At 69.4% G+C, this 19,871-nt stretch carries 14 protein-coding genes and 1 pseudogene; 7 read left to right on the top strand and 8 right to left on the bottom strand.

What is annotated here, in order from left to right; genetic code table 11:
• From K2Z83_RS17180 to xylB, 6 genes and pseudogenes are all read left to right on the top strand, one after another.
• The coding region (locus tag K2Z83_RS17180; RefSeq protein ID WP_220596416.1) for an extracellular solute-binding protein at positions 1-1,329 on the top strand (1,329 nt) is incomplete at its 5' end.
• A 105-nt stretch (positions 1,330-1,434) separates the two neighbouring features.
• The gene (locus tag K2Z83_RS17185) at positions 1,435-2,364 is read left to right on the top strand and encodes a carbohydrate ABC transporter permease (protein ID WP_220596417.1); all 930 of its coding nucleotides are present in this window, start codon (positions 1,435-1,437) and stop codon (positions 2,362-2,364) included.
• Positions 2,365-2,403: 39 nt separating this feature from the next.
• Positions 2,404-3,258, top strand: a complete 855-nt coding sequence (locus K2Z83_RS17190; protein WP_220596418.1) for a carbohydrate ABC transporter permease — start codon at positions 2,404-2,406, stop codon at positions 3,256-3,258.
• Between the two features lie 47 nt (positions 3,259-3,305).
• Positions 3,306-4,835 (top strand): annotated as a pseudogene (locus K2Z83_RS17195) (glycoside hydrolase family 43 protein); the annotation flags it as partial.
• A gap of 106 nt (positions 4,836-4,941) precedes the next feature.
• On the top strand, positions 4,942-6,096 hold the full coding sequence (gene xylA / locus K2Z83_RS29130; RefSeq protein WP_255604132.1) for a xylose isomerase: 1,155 nt from the start codon (positions 4,942-4,944) through the stop codon (positions 6,094-6,096).
• Between the two features lie 55 nt (positions 6,097-6,151).
• The gene (gene xylB, locus K2Z83_RS17200) at positions 6,152-7,633 is read left to right on the top strand and encodes a xylulokinase (protein ID WP_220596420.1); all 1,482 of its coding nucleotides are present in this window, start codon (positions 6,152-6,154) and stop codon (positions 7,631-7,633) included.
• 274 nt (positions 7,634-7,907) lie between these two features.
• On the opposite strand, the gene K2Z83_RS17205 is transcribed toward xylB, so the two are convergent.
• Positions 7,908-9,122, bottom strand: a complete 1,215-nt coding sequence (locus K2Z83_RS17205; protein WP_220596421.1) for a glycosyltransferase — start codon at positions 9,120-9,122, stop codon at positions 7,908-7,910.
• 149 nt (positions 9,123-9,271) lie between these two features.
• Between K2Z83_RS17205 and K2Z83_RS17210 the strand changes: the two genes are divergently transcribed.
• A complete protein-coding gene (locus K2Z83_RS17210) occupies positions 9,272-10,555 on the top strand; it encodes a S41 family peptidase (RefSeq protein WP_220596422.1) in 1,284 nt (427 codons plus the stop codon).
• A 68-nt stretch (positions 10,556-10,623) separates the two neighbouring features.
• On the opposite strand, the gene K2Z83_RS30000 is transcribed toward K2Z83_RS17210, so the two are convergent.
• The 7 genes from K2Z83_RS30000 to K2Z83_RS17245 all read right to left on the bottom strand — a co-directional run bounded on the left by K2Z83_RS30000 (position 10,624) and on the right by K2Z83_RS17245 (position 19,559).
• Positions 10,624-11,499, bottom strand: a complete 876-nt coding sequence (locus K2Z83_RS30000) for a GGDEF domain-containing protein (RefSeq protein ID WP_220596423.1) — start codon at positions 11,497-11,499, stop codon at positions 10,624-10,626.
• A gap of 248 nt (positions 11,500-11,747) precedes the next feature.
• Positions 11,748-13,223, bottom strand: coding sequence for a phytoene desaturase (locus K2Z83_RS17220; protein ID WP_220596424.1), 1,476 nt, complete (start codon positions 13,221-13,223; stop codon positions 11,748-11,750).
• Between the two features lie 151 nt (positions 13,224-13,374).
• Entirely contained in the window at positions 13,375-14,493 is a 1,119-nt protein-coding gene (locus K2Z83_RS17225; protein ID WP_220596425.1) for a PLP-dependent aspartate aminotransferase family protein, read from the bottom strand.
• Between the two features lie 84 nt (positions 14,494-14,577).
• A complete protein-coding gene (locus K2Z83_RS17230) occupies positions 14,578-15,660 on the bottom strand; it encodes a calcium/sodium antiporter (protein ID WP_220596426.1) in 1,083 nt (360 codons plus the stop codon).
• A gap of 169 nt (positions 15,661-15,829) precedes the next feature.
• Positions 15,830-16,132, bottom strand: a complete 303-nt coding sequence (locus tag K2Z83_RS17235; RefSeq protein ID WP_220596427.1) for an RNA-binding protein — start codon at positions 16,130-16,132, stop codon at positions 15,830-15,832.
• 347 nt (positions 16,133-16,479) lie between these two features.
• A complete protein-coding gene (locus tag K2Z83_RS17240; RefSeq protein ID WP_220596428.1) occupies positions 16,480-17,991 on the bottom strand; it encodes an amidase in 1,512 nt (503 codons plus the stop codon).
• 89 nt (positions 17,992-18,080) lie between these two features.
• Positions 18,081-19,559 (bottom strand): NAD-dependent succinate-semialdehyde dehydrogenase, encoded by a 1,479-nt coding sequence (locus K2Z83_RS17245; RefSeq protein ID WP_220596429.1) that lies wholly within the window; start codon positions 19,557-19,559, stop codon positions 18,081-18,083.
• Between the last annotated feature and the right edge of the window lie 312 nt (positions 19,560-19,871).

The following is a 19,871-nucleotide window of genomic DNA, read 5'->3' on the forward strand; positions in this document are numbered from 1 at the left end:
CCTGCGGCGACCGAGGCCCCCGCCGCACCTGCGGCGACCGAGGCCCCCGCCGCCGCCGCGACCGAGGCCCCCGTCGTCCCCACCCTCGTCCCATCGCCCACGCCTATCCCGCTCTCAACTGTCGGCAGCGGCACGACCAAGATTGTCTGGTGGCACATCAGCACCGTCGATGAGCAGCGCGCCAACTGGGAGAATCTGGCCAACCAGTATGTCCAGGCCAACCCCGACGTGTCGATCGAGATCACCGTGCTGGAGAACGAGGCCTTCAAGGCCAAGCTCGCCACCGCCATGCAGTCCGGCAGCCCGCCCGACATCTTCCAGAGCTGGGGCGGCGGCGTGCTCAAGCAGTACGCTGACGCCGGCCTGATCCAGGACCTGACCCCGGCGCTGGCCGAGAACGGCTGGGGCGACAGCTTCAACGCCGGCCCGCTCTCGCTCTACGCGGTCGGCGGCAAGAACTACGGCGTGCCCTGGAACGCCGGCATGGTCGGCTTCTGGTATAACAAGGATCTCTTCGCCAAGGCTGGCATCGACGCGCCCCCGGCCACCTGGGCCGAGCTGCTCGACGATGTCGGCAAGCTGAAGGCGGCCGGGATCACCCCGATCGCGATCGGCGAGAAGGATAAGTGGCCGGGCGCTTTCTGGTGGGAGTACCTGGCTACCCGCGTCGGCGGCCAGGCGGCCTTCGAGAGCGCCTTTAACCGCACCGGGAAGTTCACCGACCCGGCCTTCGTCGAGGCCGGCGCGAAGCTGAAGGAGCTGGTTGACCTCCAGCCCTTCCAGACCGGCTCGCTCGGCGCCGGCTACGGCGACCAGCAGGTGGTGATGGCCAACGGCCAGGCGGCCATGGAGCTGATGGGCCAGTGGGCGCCGGGCGCCAACCGCAGCGTGGCCGAGAACGTCGACGCCTATAACGCCAGCCTGGGCTGGTTCCCCTTCCCGATGGTCGAGGGCGGCGCGGGCAGCCCCACGGACGCCCTCGGCGGCGGCGACGGCTTCGCGGTCGGCAAGAACGCCCCGCCGGCGGCGATCGACTTCGTGCGCTTCCTGACCAGCGTCGAGAACCAGACCGCCATGGCCAAGGCCGGCTTCGCGGTGCCGCCGGTGATTAAGGGCGCCGAGGCCGGGATCGATGACCCGCTGATTAAGGAGCTGACCCTGACCCTGGCCAAGGCCCAGTACTACCAGCTCTACTACGACCAGTACATGCCCCCGGCGGTCGGCGCTGCGGTGAACGACGCGACTCAGGAGATCTTCGCCGGCACCGCCTCGCCCGAGCAGGTCGCCCAGACGATCGAGGACTCGGCGGCCTTCGAGCTGCAGCCGTAAAGAAGAGGGCGTAGAGGGAGAGCTATGCTCTCCCTCTACGCCCTCTCTAGGAAGGCGGGTTTCAGGGAGGGCGTAGCCCTCCCTGGCCCTCCCTTGAGGTGCTCTATGGCGCAGCCATCGACTCGCGCGATCACATCGGCCGCCGCGCGGCGCCCGCCCATCCGCTGGGGTAAGGTCGCCACCATCGCCGGCTTCCTGCTGCCGGCGGCGATCATCTATATGGGGCTGGTGCTGCTGCCAGTGGCCCAGGCGGTCTACTACAGCTTCTTCCGCTGGAACGGCCTCGGCCCGATGAGCAACTTCAACGGCCTGGCCAACTACGCCCGCGCCTTCAGCGACCGGGTCTTCGTGGGCGCGCTCAGCCACAACCTGATCCTGGTGGTCATGTCGCTGGCCTTCCAGCTGCCGCTCTCGCTGGGGCTGGCCCTGCTCATCCGCGAGATCCGCTGGGGCCGGGCGCTGTTCCGCACGATCTTCTTCCTGCCCTTCGTGCTCTCCGAGGTGGTCACCGGCGTGGTCTGGACCTTCATCTACCGCCCCCAGGGCGGCCTGATCAACGCGCTGCTCAAGCTCGTCGCGCCCGGGATGCCGGAGACGGCCCTGCTGGCCGACCCGAAGACGGTGCTCTACGCGCTGTTCGTGGTGATCACCTGGAAGTTCTTCGGCTACCACATGATCCTCTACATCGCCGGGCTGCAGAACATCCCGCACGAGATCGAGGAGGCCGCCGCGATCGACGGCTGCTCGCGGCTCCAGGCCCTGCGCTATATCACTATCCCGCTGCTCGGCAGCACCATCCGGCTCTCGATCTACCTCTCGGTGCTCGGCTCGCTCCAGTTCTTCGACCTGATCTGGGTGATGACCACCGGCGGCCCGGTGAGCGCCTCGGACACGATGGCGACCTACCTGTACAAGTATGGCTTCCAGCGCTTCCAGCTCGGCTACGGCAGCGCGATCGCCGTCTGCCTGTTCCTGATCTGCTTCGGCTTCTCGCTGGTCTACCAGCGCTTCGTGATGCGGCGGGACTATGAGTGAGATCAGGGGACAGGGGACAGGGGACAGGGGACAGAAGAAATGACAACCAATGCTGTGCGGCCCCCCGCCGCCGCGAAGCGCACCGTCGCTATACTCCAGTACGCGGCGGCCGCGCTGGTCGCGCTGCTGGTGCTGGTGCCGCTGCTGGCGACGGTGCTGAACGGCTTTAAGGCCAACGCCGACCTGCTGCTGCACCCCTTCGGCCTGCCGAAGGAGTGGGTCTGGGCGAACTACAGCAGCGTGCTGGGCAGCGGCTCGTTCTGGCGGCAGATGCTCAACAGCGTGCTGGTGATGGCGGCGACGGCGACCGGCGTGGTGACGCTGGCCAGCATGCCGGCCTACGTCTTCGCGCGCATGCAGTTCCGCGGCCGCGAGTGGCTGTTCAACTTCTTCACGCTGGGCCTGCTCTTCCCGATCGCGGTGGCCATCCTGCCGCTCTACATCACCCTGCGCCAGATGAGCCTGATCGATAGCCTGTGGGCGGTGATCCTGCCGCAGATCGCCTTCGGCCTGCCCGGCAACATCCTGATCCTGCGCGGCTTCTTCAGCACCATCCCGCGCGAGCTGGACGAGGCCGCCGCGATCGATGGCTGCTCGCCGGTGGGCTACTTCTGGCGCATCCTGCTGCCGCTCATGCGCCCCGCCCTCGCCGCCGTGGTCGTCCTCACCATGGTGGCGAGCTGGAACAACTTCTTCCTGCCGCTGCTGGTGATCAATAGCGAGCAGCTCTACACGCTGCCGCTGGGCATCCAGCAGTTCCAGGGCCAGTTCGGCACCGACTGGGGCCGCGTGCTGGCCTTCGTCTCGCTCTCCCTCGTGCCCACCATTGGCTTCTACCTGCTGGCCGAGCGCCAGATCGTCGCCGGCCTGACCGCCGGGGCGGTGAAGGGGTAAGGGCGCAGCAGCGCCGCGCTGCTGCGCCCTTACCTTTTGGAGTCCCTATGATCACCAACCCCATCCTGCGCGGCTTCAACCCCGACCCTTCGATCCTGCGGGTCGGAGACGACTTCTACATCGCATGCTCGACCTTCGAGTGGTTCCCCGGCGTGGCCATCCACCACTCGCGCGACCTGGCGCACTGGCGGCTGCGCGGCTTCCCGCTCACCCGGACGAGCCAGCTCGATATGCGCGGCAACCTCGACTCGGGCGGGGTCTGGGCGCCCTGCCTGAGCTATGACGGCGAGCGGTTCTTCCTGATCTACACCAATGTGCGGGTCTGGGGCGAGCAGCAGAACTTCTTCGACACGCCGAACTACCTGGTCACCGCGCCCACCATCGACGGCCCCTGGTCCGAGCCGACCTATCTGAACAGCTCGGGCTTCGACCCCTCGCTCTTCCACGACGACGATGGCCGCACGTGGCTGCTGAATATGCGCACCGACCACCGCAAGGGCCACGATAAGTTCTCTGGGATCGTGCTCCAGGAGTACGACAAGGCCGCCGGGCGGCTGCTCGGCGCGCCGCAGCTGATCTTTAGCGGCACCGCGCTGGGCGTCACCGAGGGGCCGCACCTCTACCGGCGCGACGGCTGGTACTACCTGCTCACCGCCGAGGGCGGCACGACCTACGAGCACGCGGCGACGCTGGCCCGCTCGCGCGATATCGCTGGCCCCTACGAGCTGCACCCCGACGGCCCGCTGCTCACCTCGGCCGACGACCCCGGGCTGCTGCTGCAGAAGGCCGGCCACGCTAGCATGGTGGCGACGCCCGCCGACGCGTGGTACCTGGCCCACCTCTGCGGCCGGCCGCTCGACCCGCCCGAGGCCGCGCTGCGCCGCTGCAACCTCGGCCGCGAGACGGCCATCCAGGCGATAGCCTGGGGCGCGGACGGCTGGCCGCGCCTGGACGGCGGCGGCCACGCCCCGCGCGTCCACGTCCCCGCGCCCGCCCTGCCGCCCCACCCCTTCCCGCCCGCGCCCGAGCGCGACAACTTTGATGGCCCCGCGCTTGGCATCGACTGGCAGACCCTGCGCGCCCCCGCCGACGAGAGCTGGCTCTCGCTCACGGCCCGGCCGGGCTTCCTGCGCCTGCGCGGCCGCGAGTCGCTGCGCTCGCGCCACGAGCAGAGCCTGGTCGGCCGGCGGCTCCAGTCCCAGCGCGCCGTGGCCGAGACATGTCTGGAGGCCGCGCCCGCCAGCTATAAGCACATGGCCGGGCTGGCCCTGCTCTACGACACCAACAACTGGGTCTACCTGCGCGTCAGCCACGACGAGGAGCTGGGGCCGTGCCTGGGGGTGCTGACCTGCGACAACGGGGCCTACGACGAGCCGCTGGAGCGCGAGCTGTCGGTCGCCGGCTGGGAGCGCGTCCACCTGCGCGCCGAGTTCGCCGGCGTCGAGCTGCGCCTCTCCGCCTCGCCCGACGGCGCGAGCTGGCGGCAGGTCGGCCCGACCTTCGACGCCGGCAAGCTCTCGGACGACTACTGCGGCGGCCTGGGCTTCACCGGCACCTTCATCTGCCTCTGCGCCCAGCCCCAGCGCTACCCCCCAACCCCTGCGGGGGAAAGTCCCTATTGCCCTCGCCCCTGCGCGCAGTATGATAAGGGCACCGAGCACATCTATCAAAGGAGATATTGCTATGTCCAGCTACACACCTGCGCCCTCCGACAAGTTCACCTTCGGCCTGTGGACGGTCGGCAACATCGGGCGCGACCCCTTCGGCGAGCCGGTGCGCAAGCCGATCTCCCCGGTCGAGATCGTCCATCTGCTGGCCGATGCCGGCGCATGGGGCGTCAACTTCCACGACAACGACCTGGTGCCGATTGACGCCAGCCCGGCCCAGCGCGACCAGATCGTCAGGGACTTCAAGGCCGCCCTCACGGAGACCGGCATGGTCGTGCCGATGGCGACGACCAACCTCTTCAGCGACCCGGCCTTCCGCGACGGCGCCTTCACCGCCAACGACCCGCAGGTGCGGGCCTACGCCCTGCACAAGACGATGCGCGCGATCGACCTGGGCGTCGAGTGCGGGGCGAGCACCTACGTCTTCTGGGGCGGGCGCGAGGGGGTGGAGACCGACGCGGCCAAGAACCCGGCCGAGGCGACCAAGCGCTTCCGTGAGGCGATCAACTTCCTCTGCTCCTATGTGCAGGACCAGGGCTACGACCTGCGCTTCGCCCTGGAGCCGAAGCCCAACGAGCCGCGCGGCGACATCTACCTGGCCACCGTCGGCCACGCCCTGGCCTTTATCTCCACCCTGGACAGCCCCGAGATGGTGGGCGTGAACCCCGAGGTGGCCCACGAGACGATGGCCGGGCTGAACTTCCTGCACGGCGTGGCCCAGGCATGGGAGATGGGCAAGCTCTTCCACATCGACCTGAACGACCAGGTGGTCGGCCGCTACGACCAGGACTTCCGCTTCGCCGCCGTCAACCTGAAGTCGGCCTTCTTCCTGGTGAAGTTTCTGGAGGATGTGGGCTACAACGGGCCGCGCCACTTCGACGCCCACGCCTACCGCACCGAGAGCTACGACGGCGTGAAGGCCTTCGCCCGCGGCTGCATGCGCAGCTACCTCATCCTCAAGGAGAAGGCCCGCCAGTGGAACGCCGACCCCGCGATCCAGGCCCTGGTGGCCGAGATCAACGCCGGCGACCAGACGCCGATCACCTACAGCAAGGAGTCCGCCGAGGCGCTCAAGGAGCGCGACTTCGACCGGGCGGCCCTCGGCGCGCGCGGCATGCCCTACGAGCAGCTGGACCAGCTGACCGTCGAGCTGCTGCTGGGCGTGAGATAGCATAGGTAAGGGCGCAGCAGGGGCGGCCCCTGCTGCGCCCCAACGGAGCGAAGCGATGACCTACCTTCTCGGCCTCGACATCGGCACCTCTGGCGCCAAGGCCATCCTCTGCGACGGGGCGGGGCGGGTGGTGGCCAGCGCCACCGCCGAGTACCCCCTCAGCCAGCCGCGCCCGCTCTGGAGCGAGCAGGACCCGGCCGACTGGTGGCGCGGCGCGCGCGAGGCCATGCGCGCTGTGGTGACCATGGCCGGCGTCCCCGCCGGCCAGATCGTCGGCCTCGGCCTGACCGGCCAGATGCACGGCGCGGTCTTCCTCGACGCGGACGACCAGGTCGTCCGCCCGGCCATGCTCTGGAACGACCAGCGCACCGCCGCGGAGTGTACCCAGATCAGCGATCTGGTGGGCGCCGAGCGGCTGGTGGCGATCACCGGCAACCCGGCCCTGACCGGCTTCCAGGCCCCGAAGATCCTCTGGCTGCGCCGCCACGAGCCGGAGGCCTACGCGCGGGTGGCCCACGTCCTGCTGCCCAAGGACTACATCCGGCTCCTGCTCACCGGCGACTACGCCACCGACGCGTCGGACGCCGCCGGCACCCTGCTGCTCGACCTGCGCGCCCGCGACTGGAGCGCCGAGCTGCTGGCGGCCCTGGAGATCCCGCGCGCGTGGCTGCCCCAGGTCTACGAGGGGCCGCAGATCACCGGGCGGCTGCTGCCGGCGGCGGCCCAGGAGCTTGGCCTGCGCGCCGGGCTGCCGGTGGCCGCCGGCGGCGGCGACAACGCGGCCGCCGCCGTGGGCACCGGCGTCGTGCGGGCCGGCGTGGTCAGCAGCAGCATCGGCACCTCGGGCGTCCTCTTCGCCCACAGCGACGCGCCGGCCCTCGACCCGCAGGGCCGCCTGCACGGCTTCTGCCACGCGGTGCCCGGCCAGTACCACCTGATGGCCGTGACCCTGAGCGCCGGCGGGGCCTTCCAGTGGCTGCGCAACACCCTGCGCGCCATCGCCCCGGCCCTGAGCTACGACGAGCTGACCGCCCTGGCCGAGGCCACGCCGCCCGGCGCCGAGGGCCTCCTGTTCACTCCCTACCTCACCGGCGAGCGCACCCCGTACCTCGACCCGCTGGCCCGCGCGGCCTTCGTCGGCCTCACGGCCCGCCACGGCCTCGGCCACATGGCCCGCGCCGTGATGGAGGGCGTGGTCTTCTCGCTGCGCGACGGGCTGGAGATTATGAAGGGGCTAGGCGTGCCGGCGGGCGAGATCCGGGCCACCGGCGGCGGGGCGAAGAGCCGGCTGTGGCTCCAGCTCCAGGCCGACATCTACGGCGTCGAGGTGGCCACCCTGGCCGCCGAGGAGGGCCCGGCCTACGGGGCGGCCCTGCTCGCCGGCGTGGGCGCCGGCGTCTTCGCCGACGTGGCCGAGGCCGTGGCCCGCTGCGTGCGGGTCGCCGGCGTCACCGCGACCAACCCGGCCAACCGGGCCGCATACGAAGAGGCGTACGCGGCGTACCGCCAGGTGTACCCGGCGCTACATCACGGGTGACGTTCCCCACATCCGGCGCGCCCACCGCGCACCACGCGCCGCCCGCCCGCCGCGCCATCCACCGCCATCCATCGCCATTCACCGCCATCCACCGCCATCCATCGCCATTCACCGCCATTCACCGCCATCCATGTAGGGCCGAAGCATTTGGGTTTGTCGCTTCGCGACAAACCCAAATGCTTCGGCCCTACATCGGATCACGCCACGCGCCACGCATCACGCGCCACGCACCCCACGACGCGCCACGCGCGTTCTCGCATTTCGGGAGCCCGCCCTACCGTCGCCGGAACATCCGCCTGAGCCCGCCGAGGCGCAGGCGCGGGCGGCGGCGCAGCGCCTGCGCCGGGCCAGCGTCGCGCAGCAGGCTCATCTGCCCGATCACCAGGCGCGCGATCTCCGCCGAGCCGTCGCGCGGCACCGAGCTCGCCAGCCGCTCCACCGTGGCCGCGTAGCGCTGCGGGTCCTCCAGGTCGCTCACCGCCGCCACGATCCGCTCGGCGGTCGGGCAGAACATCCCCAGCTCATAGTTCAGCACAAAGTCGATGTTGCCCTGCTCCTGCATGCCCACCGCCTCGGTGACGATCACCGGCTTGCGCATCACCAGGGCCTCCATCAGCGTGCCTGGGCCGGCCTTCGTCACCACGATGTCGCTGGCGGCCATCAGCGTCTCCATGTTCTGCACGAAGCCGTAGATGTGCGAGGTCGCCGGGCGGCCCGCCGCCGTCAGCTCGTCGCGCAGCGCGCGGTTCTTGCCCGTCACCACCAGCAGCTGCCGACCGGGGTAGGCCCGCTCCATCGCCCGCACCAGGTCGCCCAGGCGGCCCGAGCCGACCCCGCCGGCGGTGAGCAGGATGGTGGAGCGGCCCGCGTCCAGGCCCAGATCAGCCCGCGCCGAGGCCCGGTCGCCGGTGTAGTCGGCGAACTTCGGGTGGACGGGGAAGCCGGTGCGCTCAAGCTTGCTCGGGCGCATGCCGCGCCGCTGCATCAGCCGGTAGGCCTCGTCGGTCGGCACCATGGCCAGGTCCACGCCCGGGTAGGTCCACGAGGCGTGCAGGCTCACCAGGTCCGTCACCACCGTCACCACCCGGCAGGGCAGCCGGTGGATGCGCCGGGCCGCGCAGACAAAGCGGTGGACGAGCGGGTGCGTCACCACCACCACCTTCGGCCGCGTCTCCAGCAGCAGGCGGGTGATGTTCCGCCGCGCCGTCATAAACACCAGGCGCGAGAGCACATCCACCCGGCGCATGCCGTTGGTGAGCTGGAAGGTCATATCGTACAGGCGCAGCCAGCGCGTGGAGAGCTGGTCGTAGAGGTTCGGCGCGTTGCGCACGCCGGGGAAGTCGGTGAGCCGCAGGATGTCCTCGATCCGCCAGCTGAGCCGCTGGTCGCTGGCGATGTCGAGGGCGGCGGCGATGGCGACGGCGGCGCTGCGGTGGCCGCCGCCCGTATCGGAGATCGCGAAGAGCACATCGACGGAAGAGGAGGACATGGGGGCTCCATCTCGCTGGGGGAGGCGTGTCGTCTCGCCCATCCTACCATATTTACCGCCCTCTCATCTCGCCCGCCAGAGCCCGGTGTTATACTGCATGGCAGCGGCGCATGGTGGCGCCGCGCCGTGTGTATCACCGAGGCCATCGTATGTCATACCCGCCCGACTCCTCCCCCCTCGCGATCGTGCGCGTGCGCCTGCCCCTCTGGCTCGTCGCGCCGCTCCTGGGGGTCACGCTCTTTTTGGGCATCGTCGGCGGCCTCGCCGCCGGCTATGTCTTCATCCGCCCCGCCAGCTGCCCCGACACCCCGCAGGTCTGCCAGGAGTTCTCCGCCTTCTGGGACACCTGGAAGATCGCCCGCAATAACTTCGTCGACCCGCAGGCCATCGACTCGCAGAAGATGATCGACGGCGCGATCAACGGTATGCTCGACACCCTGGGCGACCAGGGCCACACCCGCTACCTCAGCGCCGAGGAGGCCACATCCTGGGACGAGTCGCTGAGCGGCTCCTTCGAGGGCATCGGGGCCTACATCGATGTCCGCGACGGCCAGACGGTGATCGTCAGCCCGATCGAGGGCTCGCCCGCCGAGCAGGCCGGGCTCAGGCCCGGCGACGCCATCCTCGCCGTAGATGACAAGTCCACCGAGGGCTGGAGCGTCCAGGAGCTTGCGACGAATGTGCGCGGGCCGGCCGGGACCGCGGTGACGCTGCGCATCCTCCATGTGGGCGAGGAGACACCGCTCGATGTGTCGATCACCCGGGCCAAGGTGGTCGTGCCCAGCGTCAGCTGGCGCATGCTTCCCGACAATGTCGCCCTGCTGCGGCTCAGCTCCTTCGACCGCAACTCCGGCGACCAGATGCGGCAGGCGCTCCAGGAGGCGAAGGACAAGGGCGCGCGGGCGGTCATCCTCGACCTGCGCAATAACCCCGGCGGCCTGCTCGATGAGGCCGTCAGCGTCGCCGGCCAGTTTCTCCCCGAGGGCACCACGGTGCTGCTTGAGGCCAACCGCAGCGGCGACCGCACCCCCACCAAGACCAAGGGCGGCGGCGTGGCGATCGATATGCCCCTGGTGGTGCTGATCAACCATAACTCTGCCAGCTCCTCCGAGATCCTCTCCGGGGCGCTCCAGGACGCCAAGCGGGCCACCCTGGTGGGCGAGCCGACCTTCGGCACCGGCACGGTGCTCACGCCCTACCGCATCGACGGCGGCGGCCGCCTGCTCCTCGGCACCCAGCAGTGGCTCACCCCCGACGGCCGGCTCATCCGCGGCCAGGGCATCGCCCCCGACGAGCAGGTCGACCTGCCCGTCGATGTCGCGCCGCTCTCGCCCGCCGAGGCCGGCGACCTCAGCCTCGATCAGCTCCGCAGCGGCGCCGATGTCCAGCTCTCCCGCGCCATCGACCTCGCCGCCCAGGCCGCCAGCCGGTGACGATTGCAGATTGTAGATTGCAGATTGCAGATTGAGCTCTGCAATCTGCAATCTGCAATCTGCAATCCCTACCCCCGCTCCCTAGCCTTCTCATTGCCCCAGACGATCACCTGCACCTCGTCCTTCCCGCGCTTCTTAACCGCGTACATCGTGTGGTCGGCCAGGCTGATCGCCTGATCGAGGCTCGCCGGCGCATCGTAGAACGTCACCGCGCCGATGCTGAGGGTGACCGGCCAGTGGCGCGCCCGCATCGCCCCCTGGATCATCCCCTTGAGACGATCAAGGGCGACCTCGGCGGAGCGCACGTCCGTCGCCGGCATCAGGATGACGAACTCGTCGCCGCCGAGCCGGGATACATGGTCGATCGTGCGCAGGTTCTCGCACATCATCGTCGTCATCTCGATCAGCAGCTGGTCGCCGACGCTATGGCCCAGCAGGTCGTTGATCGCCTTAAAGTTGTCCAGGTCGATATAGGCCATGGTCAGCGGCAGCGCGATCCGGCGCATCCGGGCCAGCTCGTGATCAAGCAGGTCGTGGAAGGCCCGCCGGTTATACGCGCCGGTGAGCGGGTCGCGGCGGGCCATGGCCTGCTCGCGGAGGTACGCGTCGCGCAGGTTGGTCAGCAGGGCGATGAAGATCAGGAAGAAGATCAGCCGGATCACCGTGTTCCAGAGGATGATCGGGGCGGGGATCTGCGCGATAATGCCGTCGGCCAGCCAGGCGACCCCGCTGATCGCCATCAGGGTCTGCCCAAAGTGGGCCGAGACGTACCAGACGCCCAGGCAGACCGGGGCCAGGTAGAGCATTGTCAGGGCGAGGGGGGCGCTCGTCAAGAGGTCGATCAGGATCAGCGCGGACAGACTCACGAGGCCAAGCCAGACCCGGCCCCGGGGCGAGAGATTCTCGATGGCGTGGAGAATCCTACTGATCAGCCGGTTGATCACCGCATGAGCCTATCCCTAAGCCCCGCTGATCGCCGGGGCGCCCATGTATTGATAGGGATTGTACATTGTCTAGCGGAGTGCTATCACAGATAGTGCGAATCATAACACATATTGAGCAGGTTGCCGTAGACATTGTCTGCGGCAACCCGCTCAATGCAACTGATAGGCGCAGGGGCGGCGGGGCACGCGGCCACCTTGCAGCGCCCACCCCCCACCCCCCAACTCCTAGCCCCCGCGCTGAACGCGCGCTACGCCCCGATCAGGTCCGCCGCGATCACCCCCGACGCCATCACGCCGGGCACGCCCGCGCCGGGGTGGGTGCCCGCGCCCACAAAGTAGAGGTTGTCGAACTCCTCCGAGCGGTTGTGCGGGCGGAACCAGGCCGACTGGGTCAGCGTGGGCTCCACGGCGAAGGCGGCGCCCTTGTAGCAGTTCAGCTGCTGCTCGAAGTACATCGGGTCGATCATCGACTCGACCACGATGTTGCGGCTCAGGTCGGGCATGTAGCGGTCCTCAAGGAACTCGATGATCGTGTCGCGGTAGGGCTTGGCCTGGCGCTTCCAGTCGATCCCCGCGTCCATGTGCGGCACCGGCGAGAGCACGTAGAACGACTCGCCGCCCGCCGGGGCGAACGAGCGGTCCTCAATCGAGGGGATATGCACGTAGAGCGAGAAGTCCTTGGCTAGCTTCTTCTTGTGGAAGATGTCGGTCAGCAGACCCTTGTAGCGCTCGCCGAAGATGATGTTGTGGCGCAGCAGCCGGCCGTCGTTGTAGCGCCGCTTGGTGCCCAGGTAGATCACCACCAGCGACATGCTGTGCTTCATGCGCTTCAGCTTGCCGTCGGTGAAGACCTTGCGGTGCTTGGCCGCGATCAGCTGGTTGTAGGTGTAGGCCACGTCGGCGTTGGAGACCACCACGTCGGCGCGGTTCACCGAGCCGTCGGGCAGGCGCACGCCGACCGCGCGGCGCTTCTCGATCACGATCTCGCTCACCGGCGCGCTCAGGTGCAGCACGCCGCCGATCTCCTTGAACAGCTTGGCCATGGCCGCGATGATCGCGCCGGTGCCGCCCACCGCGTAGTGGATGCCCCACTCGCGCTCGATATAGTGGACCATCGCGTAGATCGAGGATGAGTCGAAGGGGCTGCCGCCGATGAACAGCGGGTGGAACGAGAAGCAGCGCCGCATGAAGTCGTCTTTGATGAACTGCGACACGTACTGGTAGTTGTTCAGGTACGACTTGAGCTTCACCAGGTCGGGCGCCACCTTCATCATATCGAAGAAGCTGAGGAAGGGCTTGTCGGAAAGCTCGACGAAGCCCTTCTGGAAGATCGGCTTCGTGCTCTCCATAAAGCGCCGGTAGCCCTCCACATCGCCCGGGCTGAAGCGCTGGATCTCCGCCTCGGTCACCGCCGGGTTCCCCGAGTAGTCGAGGTGCCGGCCCTGGTGGTCGAAGAGCCGGTAGTAGGGCTCGCAGGGCTTCAGCTCGAAGTAGTCCTCGCGGCGGCGCCCGGCGGCCCGCCACAGGTCGTCGAACATAAACGGCACGGTGATCACCGTCGGGCCGGAGTCGAAGCGGTAGCCCTGGCGCTCGAAGGTGTAGGCCTTGCCGCCCGGCTTGTCCGCCTTCTCGTACACCTCGACGCGGTGCCCTTTGGCCGCCAGGCGGATGGCGGCGCTCAGGCCGCCAAAGCCCGCGCCGACGATGATAATGTGTTTCTGCATGGCTCTCTCACTATAGATACAGAGGGGGGACGGCCTAGTGTAGCCGCCGCCCCCCCGCCATACCAGGGAGAAGCCTCAACCTATCGGGAAGATCCCTCATCTGGCCGCAGCCCGTAAGGGCGCAGCAGCGCCGCGCTGCTGCGCCCTTACGCTACCCCAGCGCCTGCTCCAGGTCGGCGATCAGGTCGTCGGGGTGCTCCAGGCCGACCGAGATCCGCAGCAGGCTCGGCGGGGTCGTGCTCTCCGGCCCCTCGACCGAGGCGCGGTGCTCGATCAGGCTCTCGGTGCCGCCGAGGCTGGTGGCCCGCGTGAAGATCTTCACCCGCGCCGCGACGCCCATCGCCGCCGCCTGGCCGCCGCGCACCTCGGCCGAGAGCATCCCGCCGAAGCCGCGCATCTGGCGGGCGGCCACCTCGTGGCCGGGGTGGCTCTCCAGGCCGGGGTAGTACACGCGCGCGATCTGCGGGTGGGCGTCGAGGAAGCGGGCCACCCGCATGGCGTGCTCGGCGTGGGCGCGCACCCGGTAGGCGAGCGTGCGGATGCCGCGCAGCACCAGCCAGCAGTCGAAGGGGGCCGGCACCGCGCCGCCGTTGCCCTGGATGAAGCGCACCCGCTCGAAGAGCGGGCCGGCCTCGCGCGCCACCACCGCGCCGCCCAGCACGTCGCTGTGGCCGCCCAGGTACTTCGTCGTCGCGTGGACCGCCAGGTCGGCGCCCAGCTCCAGCGGGCGCTGCAGCGCCGGCGTGGCCCAGGTGTTGTCCACCGCGCAGGCCGCCCCGCCCTCGTGGGCGATCGCCGCGACCGCCGCGATGTCGGCCACCTTCAGCAGCGGGTTTGAGGGCGTCTCCACCCAGACCAGTCGCGTGCTCGGGCGTATGGCCGCCCGCACATGCTCCGGGTCGCGCATATCCACCTGGGTGTACTCCAGGCCCCAGGGGGCCATCAGCTCGCGCAGCAGCCGGGTCACGCCGTGGTAGGCGTCGTCGGGGGCCACCACGTGGTCGCCGGGGCGCAGGGCCTGGAAGACCGCCATGGCCGCCGCCTGGCCCGACCCGAAGGCCGCGCAGTCGGCGCCGCCCTCCAGGGCCGTCAGGCAGCGCTCCAGCATGCTGCGGTTCGGGTTGCCGCTGCGCGTGTAGATGTTGCCGTGGGGGAAGCTGCCGTCCTCGGCCCGCTCGAAGGTGGTCGAGAGGTAGATCGGCGGGATCACCGACCCCGAGCTGGGGTCGATCTCCTGGCCGGCGTGGATGGCGATCGTCTCGATGTTCATGTCCGCTCCATTCGCTGTAGAGCCGAAGCATCGCCGAGAGATGGGCGAGGTGAACATAGTAGCACAGGCGGCGATGCTTCGGCCCTACCGCTCGGCGGCGACCCGCCGCCGCTCCTCGGCCAGGAAGCGCAGCGAGCGCACGGCCAGGGCGGCCACCACCAGCGGGATGACGAACAGAGCCAGCGCGACCCCGTAGGGGCCGACGACAGAGCTACCCGAGGCGCCCAGCACCAGGTAGAGCGTGTAGGCCATGTAGAGCCCGAGCAGCATGATGCCCTCGCGGCGCGACACCGCGTAGCGGGTGAAGAAGACCGGCAGGCAGAGCAGGGCCGCGCCGACCATCACCGGCAGGTCGAGCCGCAGCGCCGAGGCGGGCACCGGGATCTCGACCGGGCTGATCAGCGCCGTCAGCCCCAGCACCAGCAGCAGGTTCAGGGTGTTGCTGCCCACCACATTGCCCACGGCGATGTCGCGCTCGCCGCGCATACCGGCGATCACCGAGGTGGCGATCTCGGGCAGCGAGGTGCCCACGGCCACGATCGTCAGCCCGATGATCAGCTCGCTCACCCCGAGCGAGATCGCGAAGACCTTGGCCCCATCCACCAGCCAGCCGGCGCCCGTCACCAGCAGGGCCAGCCCGCCGGCCACCAGGGCCAGGTTGCGCAGCACCGACAGGGGCATGATCGCCGGGCGGGGCGTCTCGGCGCTGCCGACCACCGCCCGCGCCCCGCGCAGGATCAGCAGCATGGAGACCCCCAGCCCCACCACCAGGACCAGCCCGTCGAGCCGGCTCAGGGAGCCGTCGAGGCAGAGCAGCACGGTCAGCAGCGAGGCCACCACCATGATCGGCGCGTCCCGTGTGAGCAGCTGCCTGTCCACCGGCAGGCTGCCGAACATTGAGGCGATACCCAGGATCAGCAGGATGTTGGCGATGTTGCTGCCAACCACATTGCCGATCGTGATCGCGCCCTGCCCGTTTATGGCAGCCTGCAGGCTCACCGCCAGCTCGGGCGCGCTGGTGCCGAAGGCCACCACCGTCAGCCCGATCAGCAGCGTCGGCACGCCGAAGCTCGACGCCATCTGCGAGGCCCCGCGCACCAGCAGGTCCGCCCCAAAGATCAGCAGGAAGATCCCGGCCACAAACAGGACGATGGTTAGAATGCTCATGGGTGGTTCTGGCCCCATTACAGAGTGATGCGAACGCCGCCACAACCTATACGACGGCCGATCGCCGCACGTTTCTCGCCACAGCAAACCCTCTGCCCAGAGCGGGCAGAGGGTCGAGAATCAAGCGTATGAAGAGCTGGGAGAGGCGAGCTCCAGCTCAGATCAGGCGCTAGTAGCGCCGACCGTACCCGCCGTCGTCGCGATCACGTCGGGGGCCGCGCGAGCCACCCTTATCCTCAGCCTCGTTCACCCGGATCGGGCGACCGTCAACTTCCTGGCCGTCGGTTGCCCGGATCACCGTGGCGACATCAGAGACGTCCATCTCAACAAACCCGAACCCGCGCGAGCGGCCGGTGTCGCGATCGTTGATAACGCGGGCGCTCTGAACATCACCGTGCGCGCGGAACACGTCTTCGAGCTTCTGGTCGTCGACGCTCCAGGCCAGGTTACCGACAAAGAACTTCACTTGCATTCCGGTCAAACTCCTCATGTGCCGGGGGCTACCCGACACAACGTCTGCGGGACAATCCCGCACTCCAAACGACAGATCACGCCAGGTGGCACACCACCCATGACACGCCTCATGACGGGTGGCGGTATAACAACGTCTCGCGCTGTGCCTCGGGCGTGGAGGTCGTGCGGGCCGAGGAGACCGTGGAAGGAAAACTCTCGCGGCAACGTGACGATGCTAGACCTGCGTAGTGTAACACAGGGTGTCTGTTTTGAGAAGCCCCCCCGATCTGTTTTTGTGTATTGCAGATTGCAGATTGCAGATTACCGCGACCAATCTGCAATCTGCAATCTGCAATCTGCAATCTGCTACGGCAGGCTGATCGTCGCCAGCAGCTGCGGCGGCCGTCGGGCCTGCGCGGCCTGCTCGAAGGCGTGGGCCAGCCGGATCAGCGTCGGCTCGCTGAAGGCCCGGCCCATAAAGGTGATGCCCACCGGCAGGCCGTGGACATCGCCGGCGGGCACGGTCACGAGCGGGTAGCCCGCGCGCGCCGCCAGGCCCGAGCTGCCGCCCAGGAAGTGGTCGCCGTTCACCAGGTCGATCAGCCAGGCCGGCGACTCGGTCGGCATCATGATCGCGTCCAGCCCGTGGGCGTCCAGCGCGCCGTCGATCGCCGCGCGGGCGCCGTCCCGGCTCTTCGCCAGCGCCTCCTGGTAGGCCGGCGCGTCGAGGCCGCCCCGCGCCTCGGCCAGCAGGAACAGCTCCTGGCCGAAGTAGGGCATCTCCACATCGGCGTGGGCCTCGTTGAAGGCGATCAGCTCGGCCAGGCTGCGCGGCAGGTCGCCGCCGCAGCCGGCCAGGTAGGCGTTGATCCCAGCCTTAAACTCGTGGAGCAGCACCTCGAACTCGGCCGGGTCGGCGAAGCTCGCCCCCTCGGGCAGCTCGACCGGGTCGATGATCGTGGCGCCCCGCTCGGCCATCAGGGCGATCGCCGCCTCGGCCACCCGGTCGGTGCCGGGGTGGTAGCCGAACACCTTGCCGGCCCGCAGCACGCCGATGCGCGCGCCGCGCAGGCCGTCGGCGTCGAGGAAGGGCGTGTAGTCGTCCAGCGCCCGCCCCGCGCCCGCCGCCGTCGCCGGGTCGTCATAGTCGGGGCCGGCGATCGCGCCCAGCAGCAGCGCCGCGTCGGCCACCGTGCGCCCGTGCGGGCCGACCGTGTCCTGGGTCGCCGAGATCGGGATCACCCCGGCCCGGCTGGCCAGCCCGACCGTCGGCTTGATCCCGACCACCCCGCAGAGCGATGAGGGGCAGACGATCGAGCCGTCGGTCTCGCTGCCGAGGGCGGCGGCGCAGAGGCTGGCGGCCACGGCGGCCGCCGAGCCCGAGCTGGAGCCGCAGGTGTTGCGGTCGAGCGCGTAGGGGTTGCGGGTCTGCCGGCCGCGCCCGCTCCAGCCGCTCGTCGAGCGGCTGGAGCGGAAGTTGGCCCACTCGCTCATGTTCGTCTTGCCGAGGATGACTGCCCCGGCGGCCCGCAGGCGGCGGGCCACCCCGGCGTCCTTCGCCGGGCGCGAGCCGAGCAGGGCCAGCGAGCCGGCCGTCGTATGCATCGCGTCGGCGGTGTCGATATTGTCCTTGATCAGGACGGGGATGCCGTGGAGCGGCCCGCGCACCGCGCCGCCCGCCCGCTCGGCGTCGAGCGCGTCGGCGATCGCCAGGGCGTCCGGGTTCAGCTCCAGCACGGAGCGCAGGCCGCCCTCGCCCTGGTCGATTTGGGCGATGCGGGCGAGATAGGCCTCCACAATCGCGCGCGAGGTCAGACGTCCCGCGCCCATGGCGGCCCGCAGGTCGGCGATGGAGATTTCGTACACGAGGTCAGACATATTTTATTCCCATGTAGGGCCGAAGCATTTTGGAATGGGCGATCCGCGCCCATTCCAAAATGCTTCGGCCCTACGGCAACGCCCGGTATTTACAGCCCGAGCGAGATATACTTCACCTCAAGGTACTCGTCGATCCCCTGCGGGCCGCCCTCGCGGCCGAGGCCGCTCTGCTTGACGCCGCCGAAGGGGGCCTGGGCGGTCGAGGGCAGGCCGTCGTTGGCCCCGATGATGCCGTACTCCAGGCCCTCGGCCACCCGGAAGACCCGGCCCACATCGCGGGTGAAGAAGTAGGCGGCCAGCCCGTAGCTGGTGTCGTTGGCCATGCGCAGGGCGTCCTCCTCGCTGTCGAAGGGGATGAGCGGCGCCACCGGGCCGAAGGTCTCCTCGCGGGCCACCAGCATGCCCGAGTCCACATCGGTGAGCACCGTGGGCACCCAGAAGCGCCCGCCCAGGGGCGACGGGTCGCCGCCGGCCAGCACCTTCGCCCCGCCGGCCGCCGCCTCGCTCACGTGGCGCCGCACCTTCTCCATGGCCGCCCCGTCGATCAGCGGGCCGACGCTCACCCCCGACTCCAGGCCGTTGCCCACCCGCAGCCCGCGCACCTGGGCCGTGAAGCGCTCGGCGAAGCGATCGTAGACCCCGCGCTGCACAAAGATCCGGTTGGCGCACACGCAGGTCTGCCCGGCGTTGCGGAACTTCGAGGTGATCGCCCCGGCGACGGCCGCGTCCAGGTCGGCGTCGTCGAACACGATGAAGGGCGCGTTGCCGCCAAGCTCCAGCGAGATGCGCTTGACCGTGGCCGCCGAGCTGCGGATCAGCACCTTGCCCACCTCGGTCGAGCCGGTGAAGCTGACCTTGCGCACCCGCTGGTCGGCGAAGATCGTGTCCGAGAAGGGGATGGGGTCCTGGCAGGTGAGGATGTTGACCACGCCGGGGGGCGTGCCGGCCTCCGCAAAGAGCCTGCCGAGCTCCAGGGCCGAGAGCGGCGTCTGCTCGGCGGGCTTGCAGATGGCGGTGCAGCCCGCCGCCAGGGCCGGGCCGAGCTTGCGGGTGAGCATGGCGCTTGGGAAGTTCCACGGCGTGATCAGGGCCACCACGCCCACCGGCTGGCGCAGCACCAGCAGGCGCTTGCCGGCCGCGCCGGCCGGGATGGTCTGCCCGTAGATCCGCTCGGCCTCGCCGGCGAACCAGGTGAGGAAGGATGCGGCGTAGGCGATCTCGCCGCGGGCCTCGGCCAGGGGCTTGCCCTGCTCCAAGGTCATGATCGTGGCCAGTCGCTCCTGGCGCTCCAGCATCAGCGCGGCCACGCGGCGCAGGATGGCGGCGCGCTGCGGCGCGGGGGTGGCCGACCAGGCCGGCAGGGCCGCCGCCGCCGCGTCGATCGCGGCCCTGGCGTCCTCGCCGCCGCCGTCGGGCACCTCGGCGATCTGCGCGCCCGTGGCCGGGTTGTCGATCGCGAAGCTCGCCCCGCTCGCCGCCGGGCGCCACTGCCCGCCGATCAGCTGGAGGTAGGGCGTGTCGCCTAGCGCCGACGCGGCGGCCGCGGCGCCGTCGGTGGTTGTGGGCATCTCAGGCTCCTTGAGCGTTGCTGTTGGTAGATCACAGACATCGCGGCGCCATTGGGCTCGACGATGCGGTGTAGGTCACGACGCTGTGTGGTAATACAGTTCAGATGCGGTTAGATTATTGTACCACTCCGCTGGACATGGCCCACAGTCAGCGTGACTGGTGCAGGCCCGTAACTTTAAGGATCAAACACGCGTTAGTTAGAATACAATAACGTTGTGTTAAGCCAGCGCAACCCCCTCCTGCGACCCACGATCTACCACTAGGCGGCAGTTACTTGTTAGCGCGAATAAGCGCTGGGTACACCTGGGAGC

Origin of the sequence: Oscillochloris sp. ZM17-4 (assembly GCF_019599295.1) — a bacterium.
Lineage (GTDB): Bacteria > Chloroflexota > Chloroflexia > Chloroflexales > Chloroflexaceae > Oscillochloris.